Annotated in this window: 21 protein-coding genes; 10 read left to right on the plus strand and 11 right to left on the minus strand. The window is 68.2% G+C overall.

Annotated features, from left to right (window positions below; genetic code table 11):
• Positions 1 to 34: 34 nt before the first annotated feature.
• Both BLV63_RS06590 and BLV63_RS06595 read right to left on the minus strand, forming a co-directional pair.
• Positions 35 to 865 (minus strand): oxidoreductase, encoded by an 831-nt coding sequence (locus BLV63_RS06590; RefSeq protein ID WP_066211298.1) that lies wholly within the window; start codon positions 863 to 865, stop codon positions 35 to 37.
• Between the two features lie 79 nt (positions 866 to 944).
• Positions 945 to 1,850 carry a LysR family transcriptional regulator gene (locus BLV63_RS06595; protein WP_066211296.1) on the minus strand — a complete coding sequence of 302 codons (906 nt, stop codon included), beginning with the start codon at positions 1,848 to 1,850 and terminating at the stop codon, positions 945 to 947.
• A 72-nt stretch (positions 1,851 to 1,922) separates the two neighbouring features.
• Between BLV63_RS06595 and BLV63_RS06600 the strand changes: the two genes are divergently transcribed.
• Both BLV63_RS06600 and BLV63_RS19110 read left to right on the plus strand, forming a co-directional pair.
• Positions 1,923 to 2,861 carry a DMT family transporter gene (locus BLV63_RS06600; protein WP_082724019.1) on the plus strand — a complete coding sequence of 313 codons (939 nt, stop codon included), beginning with the start codon at positions 1,923 to 1,925 and terminating at the stop codon, positions 2,859 to 2,861.
• Positions 2,862 to 2,925: 64 nt separating this feature from the next.
• Positions 2,926 to 4,161: an alpha/beta fold hydrolase gene (locus BLV63_RS19110; RefSeq protein WP_082724018.1), complete on the plus strand. Its 1,236-nt coding sequence runs from the start codon at positions 2,926 to 2,928 to the stop codon at positions 4,159 to 4,161.
• Between the two features lie 44 nt (positions 4,162 to 4,205).
• On the opposite strand, the gene BLV63_RS06615 is transcribed toward BLV63_RS19110, so the two are convergent.
• The 6 genes from BLV63_RS06615 to BLV63_RS06640 are packed head-to-tail and all read right to left on the minus strand — an operon-like array spanning position 4,206 to position 10,770.
• A complete protein-coding gene (locus tag BLV63_RS06615) occupies positions 4,206 to 5,030 on the minus strand; it encodes an HpcH/HpaI aldolase family protein (RefSeq protein ID WP_066211293.1) in 825 nt (274 codons plus the stop codon).
• Positions 5,015 to 5,800, minus strand: a complete 786-nt coding sequence (gene hpaH / locus BLV63_RS06620) for a 2-oxo-hept-4-ene-1,7-dioate hydratase (protein ID WP_066211292.1) — start codon at positions 5,798 to 5,800, stop codon at positions 5,015 to 5,017. Before hpaH ends, BLV63_RS06615 begins: the two co-directional genes overlap by 16 nt.
• Before the next feature lie 26 nt (positions 5,801 to 5,826).
• On the minus strand, positions 5,827 to 6,990 hold the full coding sequence (hpaD, locus tag BLV63_RS06625) for a 3,4-dihydroxyphenylacetate 2,3-dioxygenase (RefSeq protein ID WP_066211290.1): 1,164 nt from the start codon (positions 6,988 to 6,990) through the stop codon (positions 5,827 to 5,829).
• Positions 6,991 to 7,020: 30 nt separating this feature from the next.
• Complete coding sequence (gene hpaE, locus BLV63_RS06630; RefSeq protein ID WP_066211288.1) at positions 7,021 to 8,574, minus strand: 5-carboxymethyl-2-hydroxymuconate semialdehyde dehydrogenase; 1,554 nt, start codon at positions 8,572 to 8,574, stop codon at positions 7,021 to 7,023.
• Between the two features lie 41 nt (positions 8,575 to 8,615).
• Positions 8,616 to 9,293 carry a GntR family transcriptional regulator gene (locus BLV63_RS06635; RefSeq protein ID WP_066211286.1) on the minus strand — a complete coding sequence of 226 codons (678 nt, stop codon included), beginning with the start codon at positions 9,291 to 9,293 and terminating at the stop codon, positions 8,616 to 8,618.
• Between the two features lie 4 nt (positions 9,294 to 9,297).
• Complete coding sequence (locus BLV63_RS06640) at positions 9,298 to 10,770, minus strand: fumarylacetoacetate hydrolase family protein (protein ID WP_066211284.1); 1,473 nt, start codon at positions 10,768 to 10,770, stop codon at positions 9,298 to 9,300.
• Between the two features lie 151 nt (positions 10,771 to 10,921).
• Here BLV63_RS06640 and BLV63_RS06645 point away from each other — a divergent pair, with 151 nt between their 5' ends.
• On the plus strand, positions 10,922 to 12,289 hold the full coding sequence (locus BLV63_RS06645; protein WP_066211282.1) for an MFS transporter: 1,368 nt from the start codon (positions 10,922 to 10,924) through the stop codon (positions 12,287 to 12,289).
• Positions 12,290 to 12,426: 137 nt separating this feature from the next.
• Here BLV63_RS06645 and BLV63_RS06650 read toward each other — a convergent pair whose 3' ends face one another.
• Positions 12,427 to 14,070, minus strand: coding sequence for a thiamine pyrophosphate-binding protein (locus BLV63_RS06650; RefSeq protein ID WP_066211280.1), 1,644 nt, complete (start codon positions 14,068 to 14,070; stop codon positions 12,427 to 12,429).
• A gap of 289 nt (positions 14,071 to 14,359) precedes the next feature.
• Here BLV63_RS06650 and BLV63_RS06655 point away from each other — a divergent pair, with 289 nt between their 5' ends.
• Positions 14,360 to 16,249, plus strand: a complete 1,890-nt coding sequence (locus BLV63_RS06655) for an FAD-binding monooxygenase (protein ID WP_066211279.1) — start codon at positions 14,360 to 14,362, stop codon at positions 16,247 to 16,249.
• A 40-nt stretch (positions 16,250 to 16,289) separates the two neighbouring features.
• Here the strand turns inward: BLV63_RS06655 and BLV63_RS06660 are convergent, their stop codons facing one another.
• Both BLV63_RS06660 and BLV63_RS18335 read right to left on the minus strand, forming a co-directional pair.
• Positions 16,290 to 16,997: an IclR family transcriptional regulator gene (locus BLV63_RS06660; RefSeq protein ID WP_066211278.1), complete on the minus strand. Its 708-nt coding sequence runs from the start codon at positions 16,995 to 16,997 to the stop codon at positions 16,290 to 16,292.
• A gap of 62 nt (positions 16,998 to 17,059) precedes the next feature.
• Entirely contained in the window at positions 17,060 to 17,284 is a 225-nt protein-coding gene (locus tag BLV63_RS18335; protein ID WP_139244657.1) for a hypothetical protein, read from the minus strand.
• 92 nt (positions 17,285 to 17,376) lie between these two features.
• Here BLV63_RS18335 and BLV63_RS06665 point away from each other — a divergent pair, with 92 nt between their 5' ends.
• The 6 genes from BLV63_RS06665 to BLV63_RS06690 all read left to right on the plus strand — a co-directional run bounded on the left by BLV63_RS06665 (position 17,377) and on the right by BLV63_RS06690 (position 23,214).
• Positions 17,377 to 18,384, plus strand: coding sequence for an ArsR/SmtB family transcription factor (locus BLV63_RS06665; protein ID WP_066211276.1), 1,008 nt, complete (start codon positions 17,377 to 17,379; stop codon positions 18,382 to 18,384).
• A 78-nt stretch (positions 18,385 to 18,462) separates the two neighbouring features.
• Positions 18,463 to 18,678 carry a hypothetical protein gene (locus BLV63_RS06670; RefSeq protein WP_066211274.1) on the plus strand — a complete coding sequence of 72 codons (216 nt, stop codon included), beginning with the start codon at positions 18,463 to 18,465 and terminating at the stop codon, positions 18,676 to 18,678.
• The gene (locus tag BLV63_RS06675) at positions 18,675 to 19,220 is read left to right on the plus strand and encodes an MOSC domain-containing protein (protein ID WP_066211271.1); all 546 of its coding nucleotides are present in this window, start codon (positions 18,675 to 18,677) and stop codon (positions 19,218 to 19,220) included. Before BLV63_RS06670 ends, BLV63_RS06675 begins: the two co-directional genes overlap by 4 nt.
• Before the next feature lie 294 nt (positions 19,221 to 19,514).
• On the plus strand, positions 19,515 to 21,188 hold the full coding sequence (locus BLV63_RS06680; protein ID WP_066211269.1) for a peptide ABC transporter substrate-binding protein: 1,674 nt from the start codon (positions 19,515 to 19,517) through the stop codon (positions 21,186 to 21,188).
• A 141-nt stretch (positions 21,189 to 21,329) separates the two neighbouring features.
• Positions 21,330 to 22,259: an ABC transporter permease gene (locus tag BLV63_RS06685; protein WP_066211991.1), complete on the plus strand. Its 930-nt coding sequence runs from the start codon at positions 21,330 to 21,332 to the stop codon at positions 22,257 to 22,259.
• The gene (locus BLV63_RS06690; protein WP_066211267.1) at positions 22,249 to 23,214 is read left to right on the plus strand and encodes an ABC transporter permease; all 966 of its coding nucleotides are present in this window, start codon (positions 22,249 to 22,251) and stop codon (positions 23,212 to 23,214) included. The genes BLV63_RS06685 and BLV63_RS06690 overlap by 11 nt, the downstream gene beginning before the upstream one ends.
• Positions 23,215 to 23,221: the final 7 nt, after the last annotated feature.

Here is a 23,221-nt window from a genome sequence, read left to right on the forward strand (position 1 = left end):
GCAACACCGTACCCGTGCCGGGTGGAGGGGCGCTCTAACCCCCCAGCCCACGAGCGATGAGGGCATCGAAAGCGCGGTCGGGGAGCACGGCCCGCAGGAACACCAAAGGCTTGGCGCCGAAGCCCGGAAGATACCGCGTCCGGGGGTGCTTGACGGTCGAGGCCTTCACGACGGCTTTGGCGACCACTTCAGGCCGGGAGGCCAGGCGCGCCGTCGGACCCGAGCTGCCACCGATCGTCACGGCCATGGCGGCGGCCTGTCGGGCGTAGGGTCCGTCCCCGGAGACCTCCTGAAGGTTCCCCGCGGCGATGCCGCCCCACTCGGTCCGGATCGACCCCGGCTCGATGAGCACGACGTCGATCCCGAACGGCGCGAGCTCCATCCGCAAGGCGTCGCTGAGTCCCTCGACCGCGTACTTGCTGGCGTGGTACCACGCGCCCATCGGCATGGCGAAGCGGCCACCCATGGAGCTGACGTTGAGGATCCGGCCGCTGCCCTGAGCACGCATCCCCGGGATCACGAGCTGAGCCATCCGTGCCAGCCCCAGGACGTTGACGTCGAGCTGTGCCTGAGCCGTCGAAAGGGGAACCTCCTCCACCGAGCCGTAGGATCCATAGCCGGCGTTGTTGACCAGCACGTCGATCCGGCCCTCCGCCTCCAGGATCGCGGCGATCGCGGCGGAGGCCGACTCCGCATCCGTGACATCGAGCGCGATCGTGTGGATGCCGGATGCGGCGAGGGCGGCCATCCGGTCCAGGCGGCGGGCTGCCGCATAGACGGTGAAGCCTGCTGCGTGCAATCCGCGGGCGGCGGCCTCGCCGATCCCCGAGGAGGCTCCCGTGACCACTGCGACCTTCTGCGTCATGTGCTCGTCCTTTGCTGGCGGGTGGAGGCCCGGCCAGGCCGGCACGGGCTGAGAGGTGAAGTGCTTGTCCACCTCATTCTCACGGAGTTTCCAGGGACGAACCTGACTGCCGCAGGATCCCCTGGATGACCGCGTGCAGATTGGGGCCGTCCGCGGCAGCCGCCCGGACCACGAGTGACACCTCCCGGAAGGACGCCTCATCCGTGAGCGGCACGGCGACGACCCCCGGAGGGAGGGGTCCGCGGCCGAGCCGGGGGACCGCGCCCACGGCCAGTCCTGCGGCGATGTACTCGATGATCGACTGGAACTCCGCGGCCTCGTAGACGGGCCCGGTGGGGTTGCCGAGTCCGCCCTGCGCGGCGATCCACTGGCGATACGGACCGTCGTCCGGTGTCACGGCCCACGGCTCGTGCCGCAGCTGCTTCATGGAGACCCCTGGCTGTGCGGCCAACGGATGGTCGCCGGGGAGGATCGCATCCACCCGGTCCACCCCGAGCGAGATGCGCCGGAGGTCGGGGTCGGGCGTCTCCTCGGCGCGTCGGCCCCAGGTCTTCACGAGCGCCAAATCGGTCAGCCCGGTCCGGACGAAGAGCAGGGATTCCTCGGGCTCGAGCTCGAGCGGTTGCACCACCAGGGCCGGATGCGCGGAGGCGAGAGCCGCGACGGCGGGGATGATCAGCCCCCGCAGCGCCGTGGGGAAGACGGCGATCCGCACTCGGCCCGCCGGCTCGCCGTCGTGCGCCGCCGCCAGGTCGTCCAGCGCGAGGACGATGGGGCGTCCGCGCTCCACGAGCGACCGCGCGTACTCCGTGAGCACCACGCCGCGTCCCACCCGCTCCAGCAAGGTGCACTGGACGGTCCGTTCGAGCCGCCGGATGTGCTGCGTGATGTTCGACGGCGTGTAGCTGAGGAGCGTCGCGGCCGAGGTCACCGAACCCGTGTCGGCCACGGCGATCAGAGCGCGGAGCGAGAGGACATCGATCATTCAGAAATTCTACGATGAATGGCCTAGAAACTATTACTGGTGCTAAAAGAAAATCGCGCTCATGATCGATACATGACCTCCTCGACAGACCTTTCCAGCAGCCGCCGGCAGCCTCCATCAAGTCCCACCCCGCGGTCCGCCGTGCTGCGCGCCAAGATCTGGCTCGCGCTCGCCATGGCGGGCTGGGGCACCATCGGGGTGTTCAGCATCCAGGCCGGCACCGACCCGATCACCACCGTCGCGTGGCGTTGCGTCTTCGCCTCCGGTGCGCTGCTCCTCCTCGCCCTGGCGACGGACGCGTTCCGCAAGAGCACTTGGACCGTGAAGGCGGTCCTGCTCACTCTCGGCGGCGGCGTGGCACTCGTGGCGAACTGGGTGTTCCTCTTCCAGTCCTTCGCCACGACCACTCTGACCGTCGCAACGGTGTCGTACCACATGGAGCCGTTCCTGCTCGTTGCTCTCGGCGCGGTGATCAGCCGGGAACTGCCGAAGAGGAAGGACCTGATCTGGCTGGTCGTGGCCTTCGGCGGCCTCCTCCTCGCGACCCGGTTCATCGGAGTCGACGGGATCGAACGGCTATCACCCAGCCAGATCGGCGGCGTCCTCTCGGCGCTGCTGGCCGGTCTCCTCTACGCTCTCGCCACCCTCGCGGCGAAGCATACGACGGGCATCCGGCCGTACGTCATGACACTGATCCAGTGCGTGACCGGCGCGCTCCTCCTGCTGCCGTTCTCCGCCCAGCTGCAGTGGAGCGGCACCGGCTGGTGGTGGATCGCTGCGATGGGCGTGATCCACACAGGCCTGCTGTACTCGGCGCTCTACGGCTCGGCCCGAGTGCTCTCGACCATGGCGCTCGCGGCGCTGTCCTTCGTGAATCCGGCCGTGGCGATCTTTGCGGACATCGCTGTGTACGGCCACATCCCGGATCTGGTCCAGCTCGCCGGCATCGTCCTGATCGCGGTCGCCACCATCACCATCACGGTGCCCCGGAAGGTCAAGGCCCTCGATTAGTCTGGTGACTGTTCTGTCCCGGCTGTCCCGGGGCGATCCTGCCCTGACGAAGGAGTTCCCTGCGATGTCTTCCGTGCTCATCCGCGACTGCGGCGGATCTGAGGAGTACCCCGGGCTGGTCGCCATCTGGCGCAGTGCCGTGGACGCCACTCACGGCTTCCTCACCGCGGAGGACCGCGACGGGATCGAAGCGCAGCTCGCCGCGGCGTACTTCCCGCAAGTGCGGTTGAGCGTCGCGGAGGTCGACGGGCGGGTGGTCGGTTTCGCTGGGACCGCCGAGGACCGGCTGGAGATGCTCTTCGTCGATGCCTCCGCTCATCGCCAGGGCATCGGGAGCGCCCTGCTGGACCACGTGATCGCGGAGCAGGGCGTGCGTTCCGTGGACGTGAACGAACAGAACCCCGGGGCCGCCGCCTTCTACGCCCGTCATGGTTTCACCGTGACGGGGCGCAGCGAGACCGACGACGCCGGGCGCCCGTATCCGCTCCTGTACCTCGCCCTCGCGGCTCCTCGGCCCCGGCCGCACCTCGTCCGGCGGGGCGAGGGCACACCGCTCCTGTTCGTCCACGGCAACGGCATCGACCACCGGCTGCTCCTGGATCTGGACGATGTGTTCGACGACGGCGGCTGGGAGCGTCTGTACCTCGACCTCCCTGGGTTCGGCGGCACTCCCGCCCTGGCCGGCGACGGCGACCTGCCGGCTCTCGCGGACTGGCTCGACGACGCGGCGGGGGAGCTGACGGGCGGCCGTCCGTTCGCCGTCGTCGGCAACTCCCTGGGCGGCCTGCTGGCGCGCGAACTGGCGGCGAGGCGGCCCGACCAGGTGCTCGGGCTGGCATTGCTCGCTCCGGTGGTGGACCCGGTTCTCTCCCGCCGCACGCTGCCGGAACAGACCGTGCTGCGGCGCGACGAAGATCTGCTGCGCTCGCTGAAGCCCGGCGATGCGATGGCGTACGAGGAGCTGTCGGTGGTGCAGTCGCCGGAGAACTGGGAGAGGTTCCGGACCGCGGCACTCCCTGGGCTGAAGGCTGCGGACACGCGCGCCATGGACCGGCTGGCCGAGCGGTACGTCCTGGACCCGGCGCCGGATGCCCGGCTGACGGGGTTCGCCAAGCCGGTGCTGATCGTCGCCGCGCGGCAGGATCACGTGGTCGGCTTCGAGGATCAGGAAGTCCTCGCCCATTCCTTCCCGGACGCGGGGTATGCGGTGCTGGAGGAAGCCGGCCACAACGTCCACTTGGACCAGCCGGAGAAGGTCCGCGAGCTGCTCCGCGAGTGGGCGGCGCGGGTCCGTCCGTAAGGAACCCGGCCCGGGCCTGTCGGCCCCGGCCGGGTAGGCGCGCCTCAGTACGAGGTCGTCGCCCCGCTGACGCCGTCGTCCTCGCCGGCCCCGGGCTGAGGGATGAAGCGCGCGGCGAGAGCCTCGGACGCCCTGGCCGTCAGCGCGACGTCGGCCCCCACGAGCAGGAAGGCCGCCCCGGCCTCCGCATAGTCGGCGGCGGCCTGCGGATCGAAGGCGTTGACGCCCACGGGTTTCCCTGCTGCCGTCACGTCGGCGAAGGCGCGGCCCACCGCGGCGACGACCTCCGGGTGGCCCTGCCGGCCCAGGAAACCCAGCGACGCGGCCAGGTCGCTGGGGCCGACGAACACGCCGTCGATCCCGTCCACCGCCGCGATCGCTCGCGCATTCTCCACGCCCTCGCCGGTCTCCACCTGCACGAAGACCGACACGTGCTCGGCGGCGTTCTGCAGGTAGTCCGGCACGCGGTTCCAGCGGGCGGACCGCGCCAGGGCACTCCCCACACCCCGGATGCCGTGCGGCGGGTACTGGGCGGCGGCCGCCACGGAGCGAGCCTGCTCCTCGGTGGAGACCATCGGGACCAGGATGGTCTGCGCGCCCAGGTCCAGGACCTGCTTGATGATCACCGGATCGGCGGACGGCACCCGCACCACGGCCGTGACCGGGTAACCCGACACGGCGTGCAGCTGGGACAGCACGGACTCGAGCCCGTTCGGCGCGTGCTCCATGTCGATGAGGATCCAGTCGAGGCCCGAGCCGGCCATGACCTCCGCCATGACGGGCGAGCCGGAACAGACCCAGCCGCCGAACAAGGGCCGCCCCGCCTCCTGCAGGCGGTGACGCAGAGTGGGGTTCAGAGGAAGCGGCATGAGATGGTTCCCAACGGTCCGTAGTCGCAGAGCACGCTGTCGCCCCGGGAGATCCAGACGGGCCGTGTGAACGACCCGGCCAGGATGATCTCCCCGGGCTCCAGCCGGTCTCCGTGATGGTGCAGTTTGTTCGCGAGCCACGCGACGCCGGTGGCCGGGTGGTTGAGGACGCCCGCGGAGACGCCGGTCTCCTCGATCGTCTCATTCCGGTACAGGAGGGCCGAGACCCACCGCAGGTCGACGGCGTCCGGCCGGGTGGGATTCCCGCCCAGCACCATGCCACCGTAGGCCGCGTTGTCGCTGATGGTGTCCACGATCGTGCGCCCCTCCAGCTCGATGTGGGAGTTCAGGACCTCCAGCGCCGGCGTGACGTACTCGGTGGCGCGCAGCACGTCCATGACCGTGCAGTGCGGCCCTTCCAGCGGTGCGTTGAGCACGAAGGCCAGCTCCACCTCGATCCGGACGTTCGAGTAGGCGTCGAAGGGCAGCACGGAGCCGTTCTCCCAGACGGTGTCGTCGAACATGACGCCGTAATCGGGTTCCGAGATGCCGGTGGCCTGCTGCATGGCCTTGGAGGTGAGCCCGATCTTGCGGCCCACCAGCCGGCGGCCTGCCGCCAGGTTCTTCTCCTGCCAGACCCGCTGGATGGCGTACGAATCATCGATCGTCGCCTCGGGGTGCCGTGCCGTGATCCGCGGGATCACGGCACGGTCGCGTTCGGCGTCGGCGAGTTCCTGGGCCAGCTGTGCGATGGTGCTGTCGTTCAGCATGGTGTTCCTCTCTCCTGCGCCGGACGTTAGAGCTGGTTTCCCAGCTTGTACTCGCCCTGCTTCCATTCGGGCATGGCCTCCTGGTCGTCCGGCCGGGTGTAGGAGAACCCGTCCGCGCCGATGGTGACGGCCATTTCGCTCGAATCGGTGCGGGCGACGACCGGCTGCGGGTTCCCGTCCAGGTCCAGGACCAGCGACGCCTCGGTGTACCAGCTGGGAACCACCGGGTTGCCCCACCAGTCGCGGCGCTGGTTGTCGTGCACATCCCAGGTGACCACCGGGTTGTCCGGGTCGCCGGTGTAGTAGTCCTGGGTGTAGACCTCCACGCGGTGGCCGTCCGGATCCCGCAGGTACAGGTAGAACGCGTTGGACACGCCGTGGCGCCCGGGACCGCGTTCGATCGCGTCACTGCGGCGCAGGGCCCCGAGCTTGTCGCAGATCGCGAGGATGTTGTGTTTCTCGTGGGTGGCGAAGCACACGTGGTGCATCCGGGGGCCGTCGCCGCCGGTCATCGCCGTGTCGTGCACGGTCGGCTTGCGGCGCATCCAGGCCGCGTAGACGGTGCCTTCGTCATCCTGGATGTCCTCCGTGACCCGGAATCCGAGGTCCTGCATGAACTTCACAGCGCGCGGGACATCCGGGGTGACCTGGTTGAAGTGGTCCAGGCGCACCAGCTCACCCGGAACGTGCAGATCGTAACGCCAGGACAGCCGTTCCACGTGGTCGGTCTGGTGGAAGAACTCGTACGGGAAGCCCAGGGGATCCTCCACACGGACCGAGTCGCCGATGCCCTTCACGAAGCCCTCCGGGCGACGCTCCACCCGACAGCCGAGCTCCGTGTAGAACGCGACGGCGCGGTCAAGGTCCTCCGGTGTGCGGACACGGTAGGAGAAGGCGGCGACGGCGGCCACGGGTCCCTTGCGCAGCACCAGATTGTGGTGGATGAACTCCTCGGTGGAGCGCAGGTAGATCGCGTCCTCGTCCTCTTCGGTCACGTGCAGGCCGAGCACGTCCACGTAGAAGACCCGGGAGGCGGCCAGGTCGGTCACCACGAGTTCCATGTACGCGCAGCGGAGGATGTCCGGCGCGGGGGACTCGGGGGTGGCCACCGGATTCGCCGTGTGGATCGGCGCCTCCTGGCTCACGTAGAAACCGGAGGAGGTGAGGGTGCGGTCTTCCAGATGCGTCATGTCATGCGTCCTTGCGTGAGATGGGGCGGTTCAGCGGGGGTCCGGGTCGTCTAGATCGTTCTCGTGAGGCGGTTCCTGCTTGCCGAAGGTCGGGTTGTGGACCTTGCCGAGGGTGATGTGCACGGCCTGCTGGTCGGTGTAGAAGTCGATCGAACGGTAGCCGCCCTCGTGACCCAGGCCGGAGGCCTTGACGCCGCCGAACGGGGTGCGCAGATCACGGACGTTGTTCGAGTTCAGCCAGACCATGCCGGCCTCCACGGCCTGCGAGAAGTTGTGGGCGCGCTTCAGATCGTTCGTCCACACATAGGCGGCGAGCCCGTACTTGGTGTCGTTGGCCAGCGCGAGCGCCTCCTCGTCGGTGTCGAAGGGGGTGATCGCCACGACCGGGCCGAAGATCTCCTCCTGGAAGATCCGCGCGTCCGGTGCGACGTCGGCGAACACGGTCGGCGCCACGAAGTTGCCGAAGGCGAAACCTTCCGGCTGTCCGCCGCCGGCCACGAGGCGACCCTCGCCCTTGCCGATCTCGATGTAGCTCATGACCTTTTCGAAGTGCTCGGGGTGCACCAGCGCGCCGACCTCCGTGGCGGGATCGTGCGGGTAGCCGACCTTGACCCGCTGGGCCTGGGCGGCGTAGCGCTTCACGAATTCGTCGTAGATCCCGCGCTGGACCAGGATGCGCGAGCCTGCGGTGCAGCGCTCGCCGTTCAGGGAGAAGACGCCGAAGATCGTGGCGTCGATCGCGGCGTCCAGGTCGGCGTCGTCGAACACCACGGCCGGGCTCTTGCCGCCCAGTTCCATGGACAGGCCCTTCAGGAACGGCGCGGCGTTGCCGAAGATGATCTGGCCGGTGCGGCTTTCGCCCGTGAAGGAGATGAGGGGCACGTCCGGGTGCTTCACCAGGGCGTCGCCGGCGTCCTCGCCGAGGCCGTTGACGAGGTTGAACACGCCCTTCGGCAGGCCGGCCTCCTCGAAAATCCCGGCCCAGAGGGAGGCGGAGAGCGGGGTGAACTCGGCGGGCTTGAGCACCACGGTGTTGCCGGTCGCCAGGGCGGGGCCGAGCTTCCAGCTCTCCAGCATGAACGGGGTGTTCCAGGGCGTGATGAGCCCCGCGACCCCGATCGGCTTGCGGTTCACGTAATTGATCTGGCGGCCGGGGACCTTGAAGGTGTCATCCGCCTGGGCCACGATCAGGTCCGCGAAGAAGCGGAAGTTCTCCGCCGCGCGGCGGGCCTGGCCGAGGGCCTGGGTGATGGGCAGACCCGAGTCGAAGGACTCCAGCTCGGCGAGGCGCTCGTCCCGGGACTCGACGATGTCCGCGATGCGGTGCAGGATCCGGGAGCGCTCGCGGGGGAGCATGCGGGGCCAGGGCCCCTCGGTGAAGGCGCGACGGGCGGCCGCGACGGCGCGGTCGATGTCGGCCTTCTTGCCCGCTGCCGCGGAGACGTAGCTTTCGTTGGAGACGGGTTCGAGGACGTCGAAGGTGTCTCCGTCGAGGGAGTCGACGAATTCCCCGTCGATGTAGTGACGGATGCGCTCGGGCAGGTCCGCGGGGACGTGCCGGCGGTCCAGGGCCGTGGGGGTCATGCTCTCCTCCAAGGTTGTGATCGTGACACCCGGATGGGTGCTCAGGCGGTGTGCCCGTCGCCGGGATGGCGCTGGGCGAGGTAGGCGTTCATCGTGGCCCAGCGGTGGTCCCGCGCAGCCATCTCGATCTCGAGAGGGCTGGCGTTGCTCCGGATGAGCTCGATGATGTGGTCGTGTTCCTCCACCGACTCGCGGGCGCGGCCGGGGATGAAGGAGAAGGTGGAGTCGCGGACCCCGGCCATGCGGGCCCAGCCCCGGTGCACCAGGTCCAGGATGTGCGGGTTCGGGCACGGCTCGAACAGCAAGGTGTGGAACTGCTGGTTCACCACGGTGAAGAGGTGAGGGTCGAAGTCGTCGAGGAGCCGGCGCAGGCGTTCGTTCATCTCCGCCGCCCGGTCCAGGTCGATCGAGGCGAGGTGCGGCGCGGACAGCGAGGTCGCGACACCTTCCACGACGCCGAGCGTCTGCATGGTGTGCACGTACTCCTGCTCGTCCACCAGCGTCACACGGGCGCCGACATTGCGCTCGAACTCCACGAGCCCCTCGGCCTCGAGCCGACGGACGGCTTCGCGCACCGGGACCACGCTCATGTCCAGGGAGGACGCGATCGACCCGAGCACGAGCCGGTAGCCGGGCCCGAACTCGTGGCGCGCGATGCGCTCGCGGATCCACTCGTAAGCGATCTGGGACTTGCTGAGGGAGGTCACGGTGCTGCTCATGACGTCATTCTCCCGTGCCGTGGTCGGCCTCGAAGCGGGCCCGCCACTCGGCGTTCAGGGGGAACAGCCCGTCCACGGGATGACCGTCGGCCACCTGACGCGCGATCCAGGCGTCCTCCGCTTCCTGGGCCAGGGCCGCGTCGGCCACCTCTTCGGCGAGCGACGGCGGCAGGACGATCACGCCGTCGTCGTCGCCGACGATGATGTCGCCGGGCTGGACGGTGGCGCCACCGCAGGAGATGGTCAGGTCGCTGTCCCACGGCACGTGCTTGCGTCCGAGGACTGCGGGGTGGGGGCCCTGGCTGAAGACCGGGAGGCCGGTCTCCGCCACGGTCACGTAGTCCCGAACGCCGCCGTCGGTCACGACGCCGGCCGCTCCCCGGACCTGCGCGCGCAGTGCGAGCACGTCCCCGAGCGTGCCGGAGCCGCGCTCACCGCGGGCCTCGATGACGATGACCTCGCCTTCTCCGACGGAGTCGAAGACGCGTTTCTGGGCGTTGAAGCCGCCGCCGTGGCTGCGGAAGAGGTCTTCGCGGTTCGGAACGAAGCGGAGCGTCTTCGCGACGCCCACCATCTTGGTGCCGGGCACGGAGGGCCGGACGCCGTCGATCGCCACATTGTCCAGACCGCGCTTGCGCAGCTGCTGCGAGAGGCCCGCCACCGGGGTCTCCAGCAGCTTGGCGCGCAAGGCGGGGGAGAGGGCAGGACCGGGTTCGCCGAGACCGGCGGCCTCACGGGAGCCCCAGGCCTCTTCGCGCTGGTGGTCGTCCACGGAGGGCAACGAGCCGAGGGCGGGGTCGAAGCCCCCCGGGCCCTCGATCACGCGGGAGACGAGGCGCCCGCTCGACGGCGCGCCCTCCACCGTGGGCGCGTCCACCTCGACCTCGATCACGTCACCCGGCACGGCCACGGAGGAGCCGGCCGGGGTGCCGGTGAGGATCACGTCGCCGGTCTCGAGGGTGAGGTGCTGGGAGAGATCGGCGATCAGCCGGGAGAAGGGGAAGATCATGGCCCCCGAGGTGTCGTCCTGCACCAAGTCGCCGTTGCGCCAGGCCCGCACGCGGAGCGCGGCGGGGTCGACCGTGCGGGCGTCGATCAGCTCTGGGCCCACGGGGGTGTAGCCGTCCCGTCCCTTGTTCCGCAGATTGGACCCCTTGTCGTTGGACCGGAGGTCGTAGAGCCCCCAGTCGTTCGACGCCGTCACCCAGGCGACGTGGTTCCAGGCCTCGCCCACGGAGATCCGGTGCGCGGGTTCGCCGATGACGAGCGCGATCTCGCCCTCGAAGGCGAGCAGTTCGGTGCCGGCGGGCCGCTCCACCGTGCTGCCGGACGCGCTCAGGGAGCTCGACGGCTTGAGGAAGTAAGAGGGAGAGGCGGGCGTCCGGCCGCGCTGCGCGGCACGCGACGCATAGCTCAGATGCACGGCGATGATCTTGCCGGGAGTCACCTGGAACGGTGTGGATTCCTTGGTCGGCACGGGCGTCCCTTCACTCGCTGACGGAGGTCGTACACCAAATCATATACGATCTGGATTTCCTGACAAGGGGGTTGTCAGGTCATATCTGAAATCGTATATTTTCTGGTGCAATGCGATGGTGCATCGCCCGAACTCGCCCCTGGAGCACCAGATGAACGAGAAATCCCCTGTCCTCACCCGCCCGGAAGCGTCCGCCACGGACCGCAGGCGGGTCCTCTTCGCCACCGTCGTCGGGACGACCGTCGAGTGGTACGACTACTTCATTTACGCCTCCGCCGCGGGGCTCGTCTTCGGACATCTGTTCTTCGAGCCCGCCGGAAAAGGCATCGGGACCATCCTGGCCTTCCTCACGGTGGGCATCAGCTTCCTCTTCCGCCCGCTCGGAGCCTTCCTCGCCGGCCATTTCGGTGACAAGTACGGCCGCCGGATCGTCCTCGTGGTGACGCTGATCCTGATGGGCGTCTCGACCGTGCTCATCGGCCTGCTGCCGGGATACGCCCAGGCCGGCCTGCTCGCGCCGATCCTGCTCATCATCCTGCGGATCCTTCAGGGGATCTCGGCCGGTGGCGAGTGGGGCGGCGCGGTCCTGATGGCGGTCGAGCACGCCCCGCGGAACCGGAGGGGGCTCTACGGGGCCATGCCGCAGATCGGTGTGCCGATCGGGCTGCTGCTCGCGAGCGCGATGCTCGCCATCATGAACGCGCTCTTCCCGGGCGAAGCCTTCCTCGGCTGGGGCTGGCGCATCCCGTTCCTCTTCTCCGTGGTCCTGATCCTCGTGGGTTACTGGGTGCGGCGCCGGGTGGAGGAGAGCCCGGTGTTCACCGAGATCGCCGCGCGCAAGGAGCAGACGGGCATGCCCGTGGTGCGGCTGTTCGCCCGGTACACGCCGCTGGTCCTCCTGGCCGCGCTCGTGTTCGCCGGCAACAACGCCGCGGGGTACATGACCACCGGCGGCTATGTGCAGAACTACGCCACCAATCCGGACGGGCCGGTGGGTCTGGACCGCGGTTCGGTGCTGTGGGCCGTGACCGCGTCGTCGGTGACCTGGCTCGTGTCCACCTTCGTGGCCGGCTGGCTGAGCGACCGCATCGGCCGCAGGAACACCTATCTGATCGGGTGGGTGCTGCAAGGATCGGCGGTCCTGGCCCTGTTCCCGCTGGTCAACACCGCGACCCCCGGCCTGCTGGCCCTGGGACTCATCCTGCTCACGCTCGGACTCGGTTTCACGTACGGCCCGCAATCGGCCTGGTACTCGGAGATGTTCCCGGCCTCGGTGCGGTTCTCCGGGGTCTCGATCTCCTACGCCATCGGCGCGATCGTGGGTGGCGCCTTCGCTCCGACCATCGCGGCCTGGCTCCAGCAGACCACGGGCACGTCCCAGTCGGTCACCTGGTACCTGCTGGGCATGACCGTCGTGGGTCTGATCGCCACGCTGCTCCTCCGGGACCGGCGGGGCATCGACCTCAGCCCCGCTGCGGAGGAGGAGCAGGCGCGCGGAGTCTACGCCTGGCAGCGCTGAACAGCGCTGAGCAGGGCGGTGAGCTGAGCGCGAGGCCCGGCGTTGACGTCGTGCGTGGTTGAGATGGCACTTTCTCGGGCGGAACCTCAGGGATTCCCCGAGAAAGTGCCATCTCGACGACGACGCCGCCCCCGGCGTCAGCTGTTCACGCGGATGACCTCGCGCTGGTAGGGAGCGATCACGGAGCGCGAGATCCTCAGGTCGAGCACGAGGAAGGGGCGCTCTCCCGCCGGTCGGGAGGTCCACTCGGCGAGCCGGTCGAGATCCTCGATGCGCCGCACGACCACGCCCTCGGCGCCCACGGCACTGCCCAGAGCGGCGAAGTCCACGTCCGGGATGAGCATGGGATCCTCTGCCAGGCCTTTGAGGCCGTAGAGGTTGACCTCGGCGCCGTACGCGCCGTCGTTCCAGACCACGCACAGGCCCCGGCCGCCGGCGGTCCGCACGGCCGTCTCCAGATCGGACAGCGCCATCAGGCCGCCGCCGTCGCCCGTCGTGAGGACGATCGTCGCGTCCGGGTCGGCCTGAGCCGCGCCCGCGACGCTGGGGAAGCCCAGCCCGATCGACTGGTAGGCGGTGCCGACCATGATCATGCGCGTGGGCGACGCCACCGGCCAGAACATGTTGGCCCACGCGATGAAGTGCCCGCCGTCGCTCACCACGATCCGGTCCTCCGGCAGCAGTTCGGCGATCCGCGCGGCTGCCAGCCGGGGATCGAGCCGGCCGTCGGCCAGCTCGGACTCTCCGGGATCCTGGGCGCGGAGGGCTGTGACGTCGACGGTCTCCCGCCAGCCCGACGGCCGGGCGCCGTCGAGAGCCGCGGTGAGCGCTTCCGCCACCAGCCGCGCGTCGCCCTGCAGATAATCACCCACGCGAGGATGGGTCGCGGCAGGGGCGATGTCCACCTGGACCACGCGGGTGCCCGGCGCGAACAGCTCGCCGAATCGCATGGTGAAGGGATTCAGTGACGCGCCGAAGACGATCGCGACGTCCGCTTCGTGGATGAGCTCCATGGCGCCCGGCGCTCCGAAGCCGCCGGTCACCCCGAGGTCGAACCGTTCGTCGGGGAAGACGCCGCGTCCGAGCGCGCTGGAGGAGGTGACGGCGCCCGTGGCGTCCGCGAGGGCTCCGAGGGCAGGGCCGGCGCCGGCGAGATGCGCTCCGCGCCCCGCGATCAGGAGCGGCCGTTCGGCCTGGGCGAGGGTCTCGGCCACGCGGGCGATGGCGGCCTGCGTGAAGGGGGCCGGCGCCTGGGGCTGTGGGAGCCGCAGCGGGGGAGTGGCGGGCACGTCGCCCGCTTCGAGCGTGGGCACGTCGTAGGGGATGGCGAGGACCACCGGGAGGCGGTACGCGAGGGCGTGCTCGATCGCGATGATGGTGGTCGCCGCGGCGTCGAGGCGCCCCACGGTGTACGTGCGGACGCCGACGGCGGACGCGAGGGCGATCTGGTCCACATCCCAGGGGCGCGGGCCGGATGTCGGCTCGTCCCCGACGATCAGGACGAGGGGGATGCGGGCCTGGGCCGCTTCCGCGAGGGCGGTCAGGGTGTTGGTGAACCCGGCGCCATACGTGGTGGTGGCCGCGGCGATGCGGCCGGATGCGCGGTAGTGGGCGTCCGCGGCCACCACGGCGCCGGCCTCGTGGCGGACCGCGGTGAAGGTGGCCTTGGTGTCGCACAGGATCGAGTTCAGGAAGTACGCGTTCCCGTTGCCCATGAGGCCGAAGACCTGATCGATGTGGCGGGAGAGGGCGATCGCGACGTGCTGAGAGACGGTGGGCATGGTCGTGCCTTTCGAGACAGACGGAGAGTTGGGGTCCGTATGTGTCTCGCGCGTGCTGCCCGCACGGCTTCGTGCCCCTTTTTCGGGCACCGGGCTCAGCCGCCTGGAGGGGCGTGCTGTGCCGGACGTCACACATCATACCCAAAGATGCGGATCGTATACGTTCTCTTGTCCCGCCGGTTTTCGGCGGTTATGCTCACTTCATTCGATAAAGGAATTGCTAGTTCTATTATCGAACTTCGACTATCGGCAACGTCTGTCACCACACAGCGACGTGAGGAGATCCACCGTGCAGTTCCACCATCATGGGTACGTTTCCGGCGACCCGCGCATCCAGCCGGCCGCCGGCGTCGGGCTCGACCGCCCGGAGGAGCTGCCGGATGAGGTGGACGTCCTCATCGTCGGCACGGGGCCTGCGGGCATCACCCTCGCCGCGCAGCTCTCCCAGTTCCCGGACGTCACCACCCGCGTCATCGAGCGCCGTCCGGGCCGTCTCGAGGTGGGGCAGGCGGACGGCATCCAGGCACGCAGCGTCGAGACCTTCCAGGCGTTCGGCTTCGCGCAACGGATCACCGAAGAGGCGTACCGGATCACCGAAATGGCGTTCTGGAAGCCGAACCCCGAGCAGCCCGGCGACATCATCCGCACCGCCGTGGCGCCGGACGACCCTAGCGGGGTCAGCGAGTTCCCCCACCTCATCGTGAACCAGGCCCGCGTCCAGGACTATTTCCTGGAATTCATGAAGAACTCTCCCACCCGCAGTCGGCCCGACTACGGCTGGGAGTTCGTGGGCCTCGACATCGACCACGACGGCGGTGAGCACCCCGTCTCGGTCACGCTGCGCCGCACGGCGGGCGAAGACGAGGGCGCGGAGCGCGTGATCCGGGCCAAGTTCGTGGTGGGCGGCGACGGCGCGCGCAGCAAGGTCCGCGAGGCCATCGGCCGCAAACCCGTGGGGGACCAGGCCTTCCACGCCTGGGGCGTCATGGACGTCCTCGCGGACACCGACTTCCCGGACATCCGCCGCAAGTGCGCCATCCAGTCCCACGACGGCGGCAGCATCCTCCACATTCCCCGGGAAGGCAACCACCTCTTCCGCATGTACGTCGACCTCGGCGAGGTGCCGCACGACGACTCCGGCAAGGTCCGGCTGACGAGCCAGGAGGAAGTGGAACGCCGCGCCAATCAGATCCTGCACCCCTACACGCTGACCGTCCGGCACGTCGCCTGGCGGAGCGTCTACGAGGTGGGGCACCGGGTCACGGACCGTTTCGACGACGTCCCTGCCGAGGAGGTCGGCACGCGGACGCCGCGCGTGTTCATCATGGGCGACGCCTGCCACACCCACAGCGCCAAGGCGGGGCAGGGCATGAACGTGTCCATCCAGGACGGCTTCAACCTGGGCTGGAAGCTCGGGCACGTGCTGGAAAGCCGGGCGCCGCTCTCCCTGCTCGACACGTACTCCGCCGAACGTCAGGTGGTGGCGCAGAATCTCATCGACTTCGACAAGGAGTGGTCCAGCCTCATGGCGGCCCGCCCGGACGAGATGGCCGATCCCGCCGAACTGGAGCGCTTCTACGTCCAGACCGCGGAGTTCCCCGCTGGCTTCATGACCGAGTACACGCCGTCGCTGATCGTCGGGACCGCTGATCATCAGGATCTCGCCACCGGCTTCCCGCTGGGCAAGCGGTTCAAGTCCGCCGAGGTCACCCGGGTGTGTGACGGCAACCCGGTGCACCTCGGACACCATGCCCGGGCCGATGGCCGGTGGCGCATCTACGTGTTCGCGGGCCGGGACGGTCTGGATCCGGCGTCGGAGACCGCCGCCCTCGGGCGCTGGCTGGCGGAGTCGCCGGACTCACCGCTCGCCGCCACCCCGGCCGGCCTCGACCGGGACGCCTGGTTCGACGTCAAGGTGATCTACCAGCAGCCCCATCTGGACGTGGACATCACCACGGTGCCGGAGGTCTTCCTGCCCCGTACCGGCCCGTTCCAGGTCACCGACTATGAGAAGGTCTACGCCGCTGACCCGCGGCATGATCTCTTCGAGGCCCGCGGGGTCGACCGGGACGGGGTCATCGTGGTCGTGCGGCCGGACCAGTATGTCGCCCAGGTCCTGCCGCTCACGGCCCGCGAGGAACTGAGCGCGTTCTTCGCACGGGCATCCTCGGGGGCCTGAGGCGGCCGACGTCGTCGACGGCCCGGGCCGCCGAGCGTGCTCAGGCGCCGTAGGCCCGCGAGATCCGCTCGCCGGCGGCTTTGAGCCGCTCGGCGATCGACTCCTCCTCATGGGGGAGCGAGACGTGGATGACCGCGATCGACGCCGGCGGCTGGCCCGGCAGGGTCAGCGGGACGGCGACCGACCACAGCGACGGGACCACCTCGTCATGGCTGAGGGCGTACCCGCGTCGGCGGCTGAGGTCGATCTCGGCGCGGAGCTGTTCGTCGACGTCGTCGGGCCAGGCTTCGGCCGGGAGGGAGAGCAGGATCGCTTTCCCGGGGCCGCCACGCGTGATCGGGTGGCGGTGTCCCGGGCGGTAGGAGACGACGGCTACGGTCTGGCGCGGGGACGCGCTGATCAGGGTGACCGCCTCCTCGTGGTCCAGCTGGACGGCGAGGAGGCAGGTCATCCCGAGTTCGTTGGCGACCGCGTTGAGTTCGGGGAGGGCGGCCTGCTGGAGGTCGCGGGACACCCCCGCGGCCAGTGCTGCCAGACCGGCGCCGAGGGCCACCCGTCCGGAGGCGTCCCGGAAGGCCAGGCCATGGCTTTCCAGCGTGAGCAGGAGCCGGTAGGCGACGGAGCGGTGGACCTCCAGCGCGCCTGCCAGCTCCGCGATGGTCGGAGGCCGGTCGGACGCGGCGATGATCTCCAGCAAGCGGATACCGCGGCTGAGGGTCTGAGATCCGGGAGTGCTCGTGTCGCTCACATGTTCGATAGTAGAACAGGTGGCGTCCGGAGCCGGGACCGGTGAACTTCAGCTGGTGGATCTCAGTGGATGATGCCGTGCGCCTGCGCACGCGCCAGCTCGACTTCGCGATGGACCAGATCGGCCTCTCGGCGGGTTCGATACTCCAGCTCCAGGCGGTCGCGGAGCAGAACCTGTTCACAGGGTGAAAGCGGCTGCCGCACCCGGCGGCGGGGGATGAGACGGACCAGGGACGGGAGCAGACGACGGCGGACGGTGGGGCTGCAGGGGAGCGGTGAAGTGACCATGTCCCCAGTGTTCGGGGGCGGGACGCCGCCGTCGTCGATTCGGCGCAGACCGAATCATCGATGCCGGCGACCCTCGGCAGTAATCTCAAACCATGTTGCTGCAGCTGACCCCCGCGGACCTGACCCGGATCCGATTCTGCGTCTCCCCGTGGTGGGAAGCGGTCACCTCGGTGCTCACGCTCGCCAAGGGGGTACCGATGCACCGCCGATGGATCACGGACTCCAAAGAGGTCCTCACGGCGAGCCCCGGCGCGGCCCGCAAGTGGGAGGTCCTGCGGACCTTCATCACGGCCAACGGCCACATCCTGGACGGGCTGACCCCCACGCCCTCGCGGGACGAGAGCTTCCAGGACAGTAAGGACCGCGTGCTGAACCAGGACGCGAACCTGCTGCTGCATGACATGCGGATCATGCGGTCCGTGGCCGATCACCCGGCCGCCCCCGCCATTCTCGACGCCTTCGAAGCGGAGCCCCATCGCGTGGTGGAAGAGCTGTGTGATGCCGTCGAGTGGGTGTGGAAACTCGCCGTCGAACCCCATTGGGAGCGCATTCACGCGCTTCAGGTGGCCGACATCGACTACCGCCTCCGGCTGCTCGCCCGGGGCGGTCTGGACGAGGTCCTCAGGACGCTCCATCCGCAGGTGCTCCGGGTGGAGGAAGGGCTCGACTTCGTGGGCAAGAGCTGCGACGTCTTCTCCGGCACGGGCTGCGACTCCACCTTCGACGCGGCGGGCCCAGGCTTGATCCTGATCCCCTGCGTGTTCGCCTGGCCGGGCACGGTGCTCCTCAACGCTCGCCCTTACACGCCGACCGTCAGCTACGCCCCGCGCGGAGTGGGGTCGCTGTGGGAAGTGCGCGACGGCGGCCGGGACGACTGCGCGCTCTCCGATCTGATGGGCGGCACCCGGGCCGCCGTGCTGGCCCAGCTGGACATCCCCATGACGACGAAGTACCTCTCGCAGCACCTGGACATCTCTCCTGCCACGGTGAGCGAACACCTCAAAGTGCTCTCGGCCGCGCGGTTGCTGGAGGCCTACCGGCGCGGGCGGGAGGTCTTCTACCGCCGTACCTCGCTGGCGGATGACCTGCTGAAAGCCTGAGCGGGTGGCCACCCTGCCGGCCGGGGCCCGGACGTCGGACCTCTTCCGGGCTGTGGCCCCAGACCCTAGGCTGGAGCCGTGAGCCTCCTCGATGACCCCTTCGATTACGCCGAGACCAAGGACGGGAAGATCCTGATCCGCCGCGGCGGGCGACTCGTGGTGACCGTCGCCGGAGGCCGGGCGCAGGACCTCGCCTCACGGCTGGCCCGTGCCGACGATGAGGGCCGGCAGCAGCTCCTGGCGCGGGCCACGGGCAATTACCGGCGGGGAAACGAACGGGGTGGCCGCGCATGAGCGCCGTCGGACACCTCGAGGCATTGCATCGCAGCCCGGTGCACGGCTTCTCCAAGGAGACGGTGGAGTCGTTGCGGCTGCTGGAGGGGCAGGGTGTCGAGGGGGATGCCCATTGCGGGGTGACCGTTCAGCACCGGTCGCGGGTGGCGGCGGACCCCTCCCAGCCGAACCTCCGGCAGGTGCATCTGATCCACGCCGAGCTCTTCGATGAGCTGCGTGCCGCGGGCTTCGCCGTGAAGCCGGGGGATCTGGGGGAGAACCTGACCACGAGGGGTGTGGATCTCCTGTCCCTTCCGGTGGGCACGCGGCTCGTCATGGGGGCGGCGGTCGTCACCGTCACGGGTCTGCGTAACCCCTGTCAGCAGATCAACGGCTTCCAGACCGGACTCCTGAAGCAGGTTCTGAAGGTCGACCGGGAGGGCAGTCCGGTCCGTCTGGCCGGGGTCATGGGCATCGTGTCGCGGGGTGGCGAGGTCTCGACCGGGGACGCCTTCGAAGTGCGGCTGCCGGCCGGCGAGCACTTTCCTTTGACACGGGTCTGAGACGCCTCGAGACGCTGAACTGCGCATTCGACAAGATGCCGGGGGAGCGGTCGAGATGTTGCGGCATACGGACGCATTGCGTCACTCGAGGTGACAATCAAGTCAACAACCCATTCGCGCGTAACAATCGGCCGGTCTGAGGATCACGGTTTGGCAACGGATGCCCACTGGGTGGACAAAATCAAGCTAAGCTTTCACGTTATGTAGGCCAAGTCACACCTGTGTGTCCTGGACCTCGTTCATGGGAATCCGCGAGATTCCCCATCTCTACTCAGGAACTCCAAAGGAGGCGGAATGCGTTTCTCGCGCACTTCCAAGGCACTGGGCCTGGCGGTCCTCGCTGCATTGGCTCTGTCGGCGTGTGGCGGCGGCAGCACCAACGGTGGCGGGTCCACCGGCGGCGATGCGGATCCGAAGGGCATCGTGCGGGCATACAGCAACGAGCCGCAGAACCCGTTGCTCCCCGGCCAGACCAACGAGGTCTTCGGTGGCCGCGTGGTCGATCTGCTCTTCGCAGGTCTCGTCAGCTACGACAGCAGCGGCAAGACCGTGAACGAGCTGGCCGAGTCGATCGAGTCCTCCGACTCGCAGAACTACACCATCAAGATCAAGTCGGGTCAGAAGTTCACCAACGGTGAGGCGATCACGGCCAAGACCTTCGTGGACTCCTGGAACTTCGAGGCACTGAGCACCAACGGCCAGTCCAACGGCAGCTTCTTCAGCTCCCTCGAGGGCTACGACGCGGTGTCCGCGACCACCGGCACCGGTGACAACGCCAAGCCCGCTCCGAAGGCCCAGACCATGTCCGGCCTGAAGGTCGTCGATGACACCACCTTCACCGTCAAGCTGAAGCAGCCGGAGTCCGACTGGACCCAGCGTCTCGGTTACACCGTCTTCTTCCCGCTTCCCTCCGAGGCCATGAAGGACCCCAAGAAGTTCGGTCAGAGCCCCATCGGCAACGGCCCGTACAAGATGGCCGGCGCCGACGCCTGGCAGCACGACAAGCAGATCGCCCTCGTCAAGAACGACGACTACAAGGGCCCGCGTGAAGCCAAGAACGGCGGCGTGACCTTCGCGTTCTACACGAACTCCGACGCGGCTTACACCGACATCCAGGGCAACAACCTGGACGTGCTGGACGTCATCCCGTCCACCGCTCTCGCCACCTTCCAGCAGGACCTCGACGGCCGCGCGGCCAACAAGCCCAGCGCCCTCAACGGCACGCTGAACATCCCGGTGTACCTGCCGGAGTTCCAGGGTGAGGCCGGTTCGCTCCGCCGCCAGGCCATCTCCCACGCGATCGACCGTGCGCAGATCACCAAGGTGATCTTCCACGACACCCGTACCCCGGCCAAGGAATTCACCGTTCCGTCCATGCTCGGCTACGACGCGAACATCCCGGGCAGCGATGTCCTGAACTTCGACGCCGCCAAGGCAAAGGACCTGTGGGCCCAGGCCGACAAGGTCAAGCCGTGGGACGCCTCCAAGACCTTCACCATCGCGTACAACACCGACGGTGGAAACAAGGAGTGGGTCGACGCCGTCGCCAACCAGCTGAAGAACAACCTGGGCATCAAGGCCGAAGGCAAGCCGTACCCCAAGTTCGCCACCATGCTGGACGATCGCCTGAGCCGCAAGCTGACCGGTGCCGTCCGCGCCGGCTGGCAGGCCGACTACCCGTCGATCTACAACTTCCTCGAGCCGACCCTCGGCACCAACGGCAGCTCCAACTACGAGAAGTACTCGAACCCCGAGTTCGACAAGCTGCTCCTCGAAGGCGAAGCGGCCAAGACCCCTGAAGAGGGCGCCAAGGTCTTCAACAAGGCTCAGGAGATCCTGTTCAAGGACCTCCCGAACATCCCGCTGTGGTCCCAGAACCAGCCCATCGGCTGGAGCACCAGCGTGAACAACGTTGAGACCGACTGGCACGGTGTGATCGAGTACTACAAGGTCACCAAGAACAAGTAGGAATCCATCATCTGATGTAGTCCAACGCCGCAAGCGAGCGTAACCTGACTGCTGTTGTCTGGTTGCGCTCGCTTGTTGGCGTTCATCTACGGAGAACTCCCTTATGAAAAACACGACTTCGATCAAGTTCAGGTGGCGCTCATGCTCCGTTATCTAGGACGACGCCTCCTGCAGATCATCCCCGTCTTCTTCGGCGTGACGCTGCTCGTCTACGCCATGGTCTTCGCGGTCCCCGGTGATCCCATCCGTGCCATGTTCGGGGACAAGCAGCCCTCGGACGCCGTCATCAACGCACTGCGTGCGCAGTACAACCTCGATCAGCCTTTCTTCGTCCAGTACTTCCTGTTCCTGAAGAACCTGCTGTCCTTCAACCTCGGCGTGGACTTCACCGGCCGCCCCATCGCCGACATCCTGGCCCAGGTTTATCCCGTGACCATGCAGCTGGCCATCATGGCCCTTGTGATCGAGGCCGTCTTCGGCATCGCCGCGGGTCTCATCGCCGGTCTGAACAAGGGCAAGTTCTTCGACGCCACGCTGCTGGTGTTCTCCCTGCTCTTGATCTCCGTTCCGACGTTCGTGATCGGCTTCGTCCTGCAGCTGGTGATCGGTCTGCAACTCGGCTGGGCACGCCCCACCGTGGGGTCGACGGTGGACTTCAATTCGCTGATTCTGCCGGCCATCGTGCTCGCTTCCGTCTCCTTCGCCTATGTCCTTCGCCTGACGAGGACCTCCGTGGCGGAAGGCATGGACGCGGATTACGTCCGGACGGCCACGGCCAAGGGTCTGTCCCGCGGCCGGGTCATCTCCGTGCACGTGCTGCGTAACTCGCTCATCCCCGTCGTGACCTTCCTGGGCGCGGATCTGGGCAACCTCATGGGCGGCGCGATCGTCACCGAGGCCATCTTCAATGTCCCGGGTGTCGGCAACAAGCTGTACCAGTCCATCATCCGTGGTGAGGGGCCGACGATCGTGGCCATCGTGAGCCTCCTCGTCCTGGTCTTCGTCATCTCCAACCTGATCGTCGACCTGCTGTACGCCTGGCTTGATCCGAGGATTCGCTATGACAAATAAGAACAACCACCGCGTGATCGAGCACTACGTCGCCCCGCTGGATGAGACGCCCCTGGCGGCCGTCGACAGCACAGTGGCGGACGCCGCTCCGAGCAGCCTGTGGAAGGAGGCCTGGGTCAATCTCCGGACCCGGCCGCTCTTCATCGTCTCGGCGATCCTGATCGTCCTGATCGCCGTCGTGTCGATCTTCCCGCAGCTGTTCACCTCTCTCGACCCGAGCAAGCCGAACTTCTGTGATCTGGGAGCCGCCCTTCAGGGACCCTCCGGCGGACATCCGTTCGGCACGGACGGCCAGGGCTGTGACATCTACGCCAAGACCATCTACGGTGCCCGGGCTTCGGTCTCCGTGGGCATCCTGACCACGTTGTTCGTGGTGATCATCGGCGGCATCCTGGGCGCCATCGCCGGCTTCTTCGGCGGCTGGGTGGACTCGGTGCTCGCCCGTCTGGGTGATATCTTCTTCGCTCTGCCCCTGGTACTCGGCGCCCTGGTGGTCTTCCAGATGCCTCTCTTCCGGGATCACCGCGGAATCCTGTCCGTCGTCGCGGTCCTTTCCCTGCTCGGCTGGCCGAACATCGCCCGCATCACCCGCGGTGCTGTCCTGTCCGTGCGGAACGCCGATTACATCACCGCCTCGACCGCCCTGGGTGTGAGCCGCTGGGGTTCCCTCATCCGCCACGCGCTGCCGAACTCCCTCGCGCCGATCATCGTGGTCGCCACGGTGAGCCTGGGCACGTTCATCGTGGCCGAGGCGACGCTGTCCTTCCTCGGTATCGGTCTCCCGCAGGAGCTGCTGTCCTGGGGCCAGGCCATCTCTGACGCCCGGACCCAGCTGAGGACCAACCCCTCGGTGCTCCTGTACCCGTCGGCAGCTCTCTGCATCACCGTGCTCAGCTTCATCATGCTCGGCGACGCTCTGCGGGACGCCCTTGACCCCAAAGCGAGGAAGAAGTGACTCCGGA

Source organism: Arthrobacter woluwensis (assembly GCF_900105345.1).
Lineage (GTDB): Bacteria > Actinomycetota > Actinomycetes > Actinomycetales > Micrococcaceae > Arthrobacter_E > Arthrobacter_E woluwensis.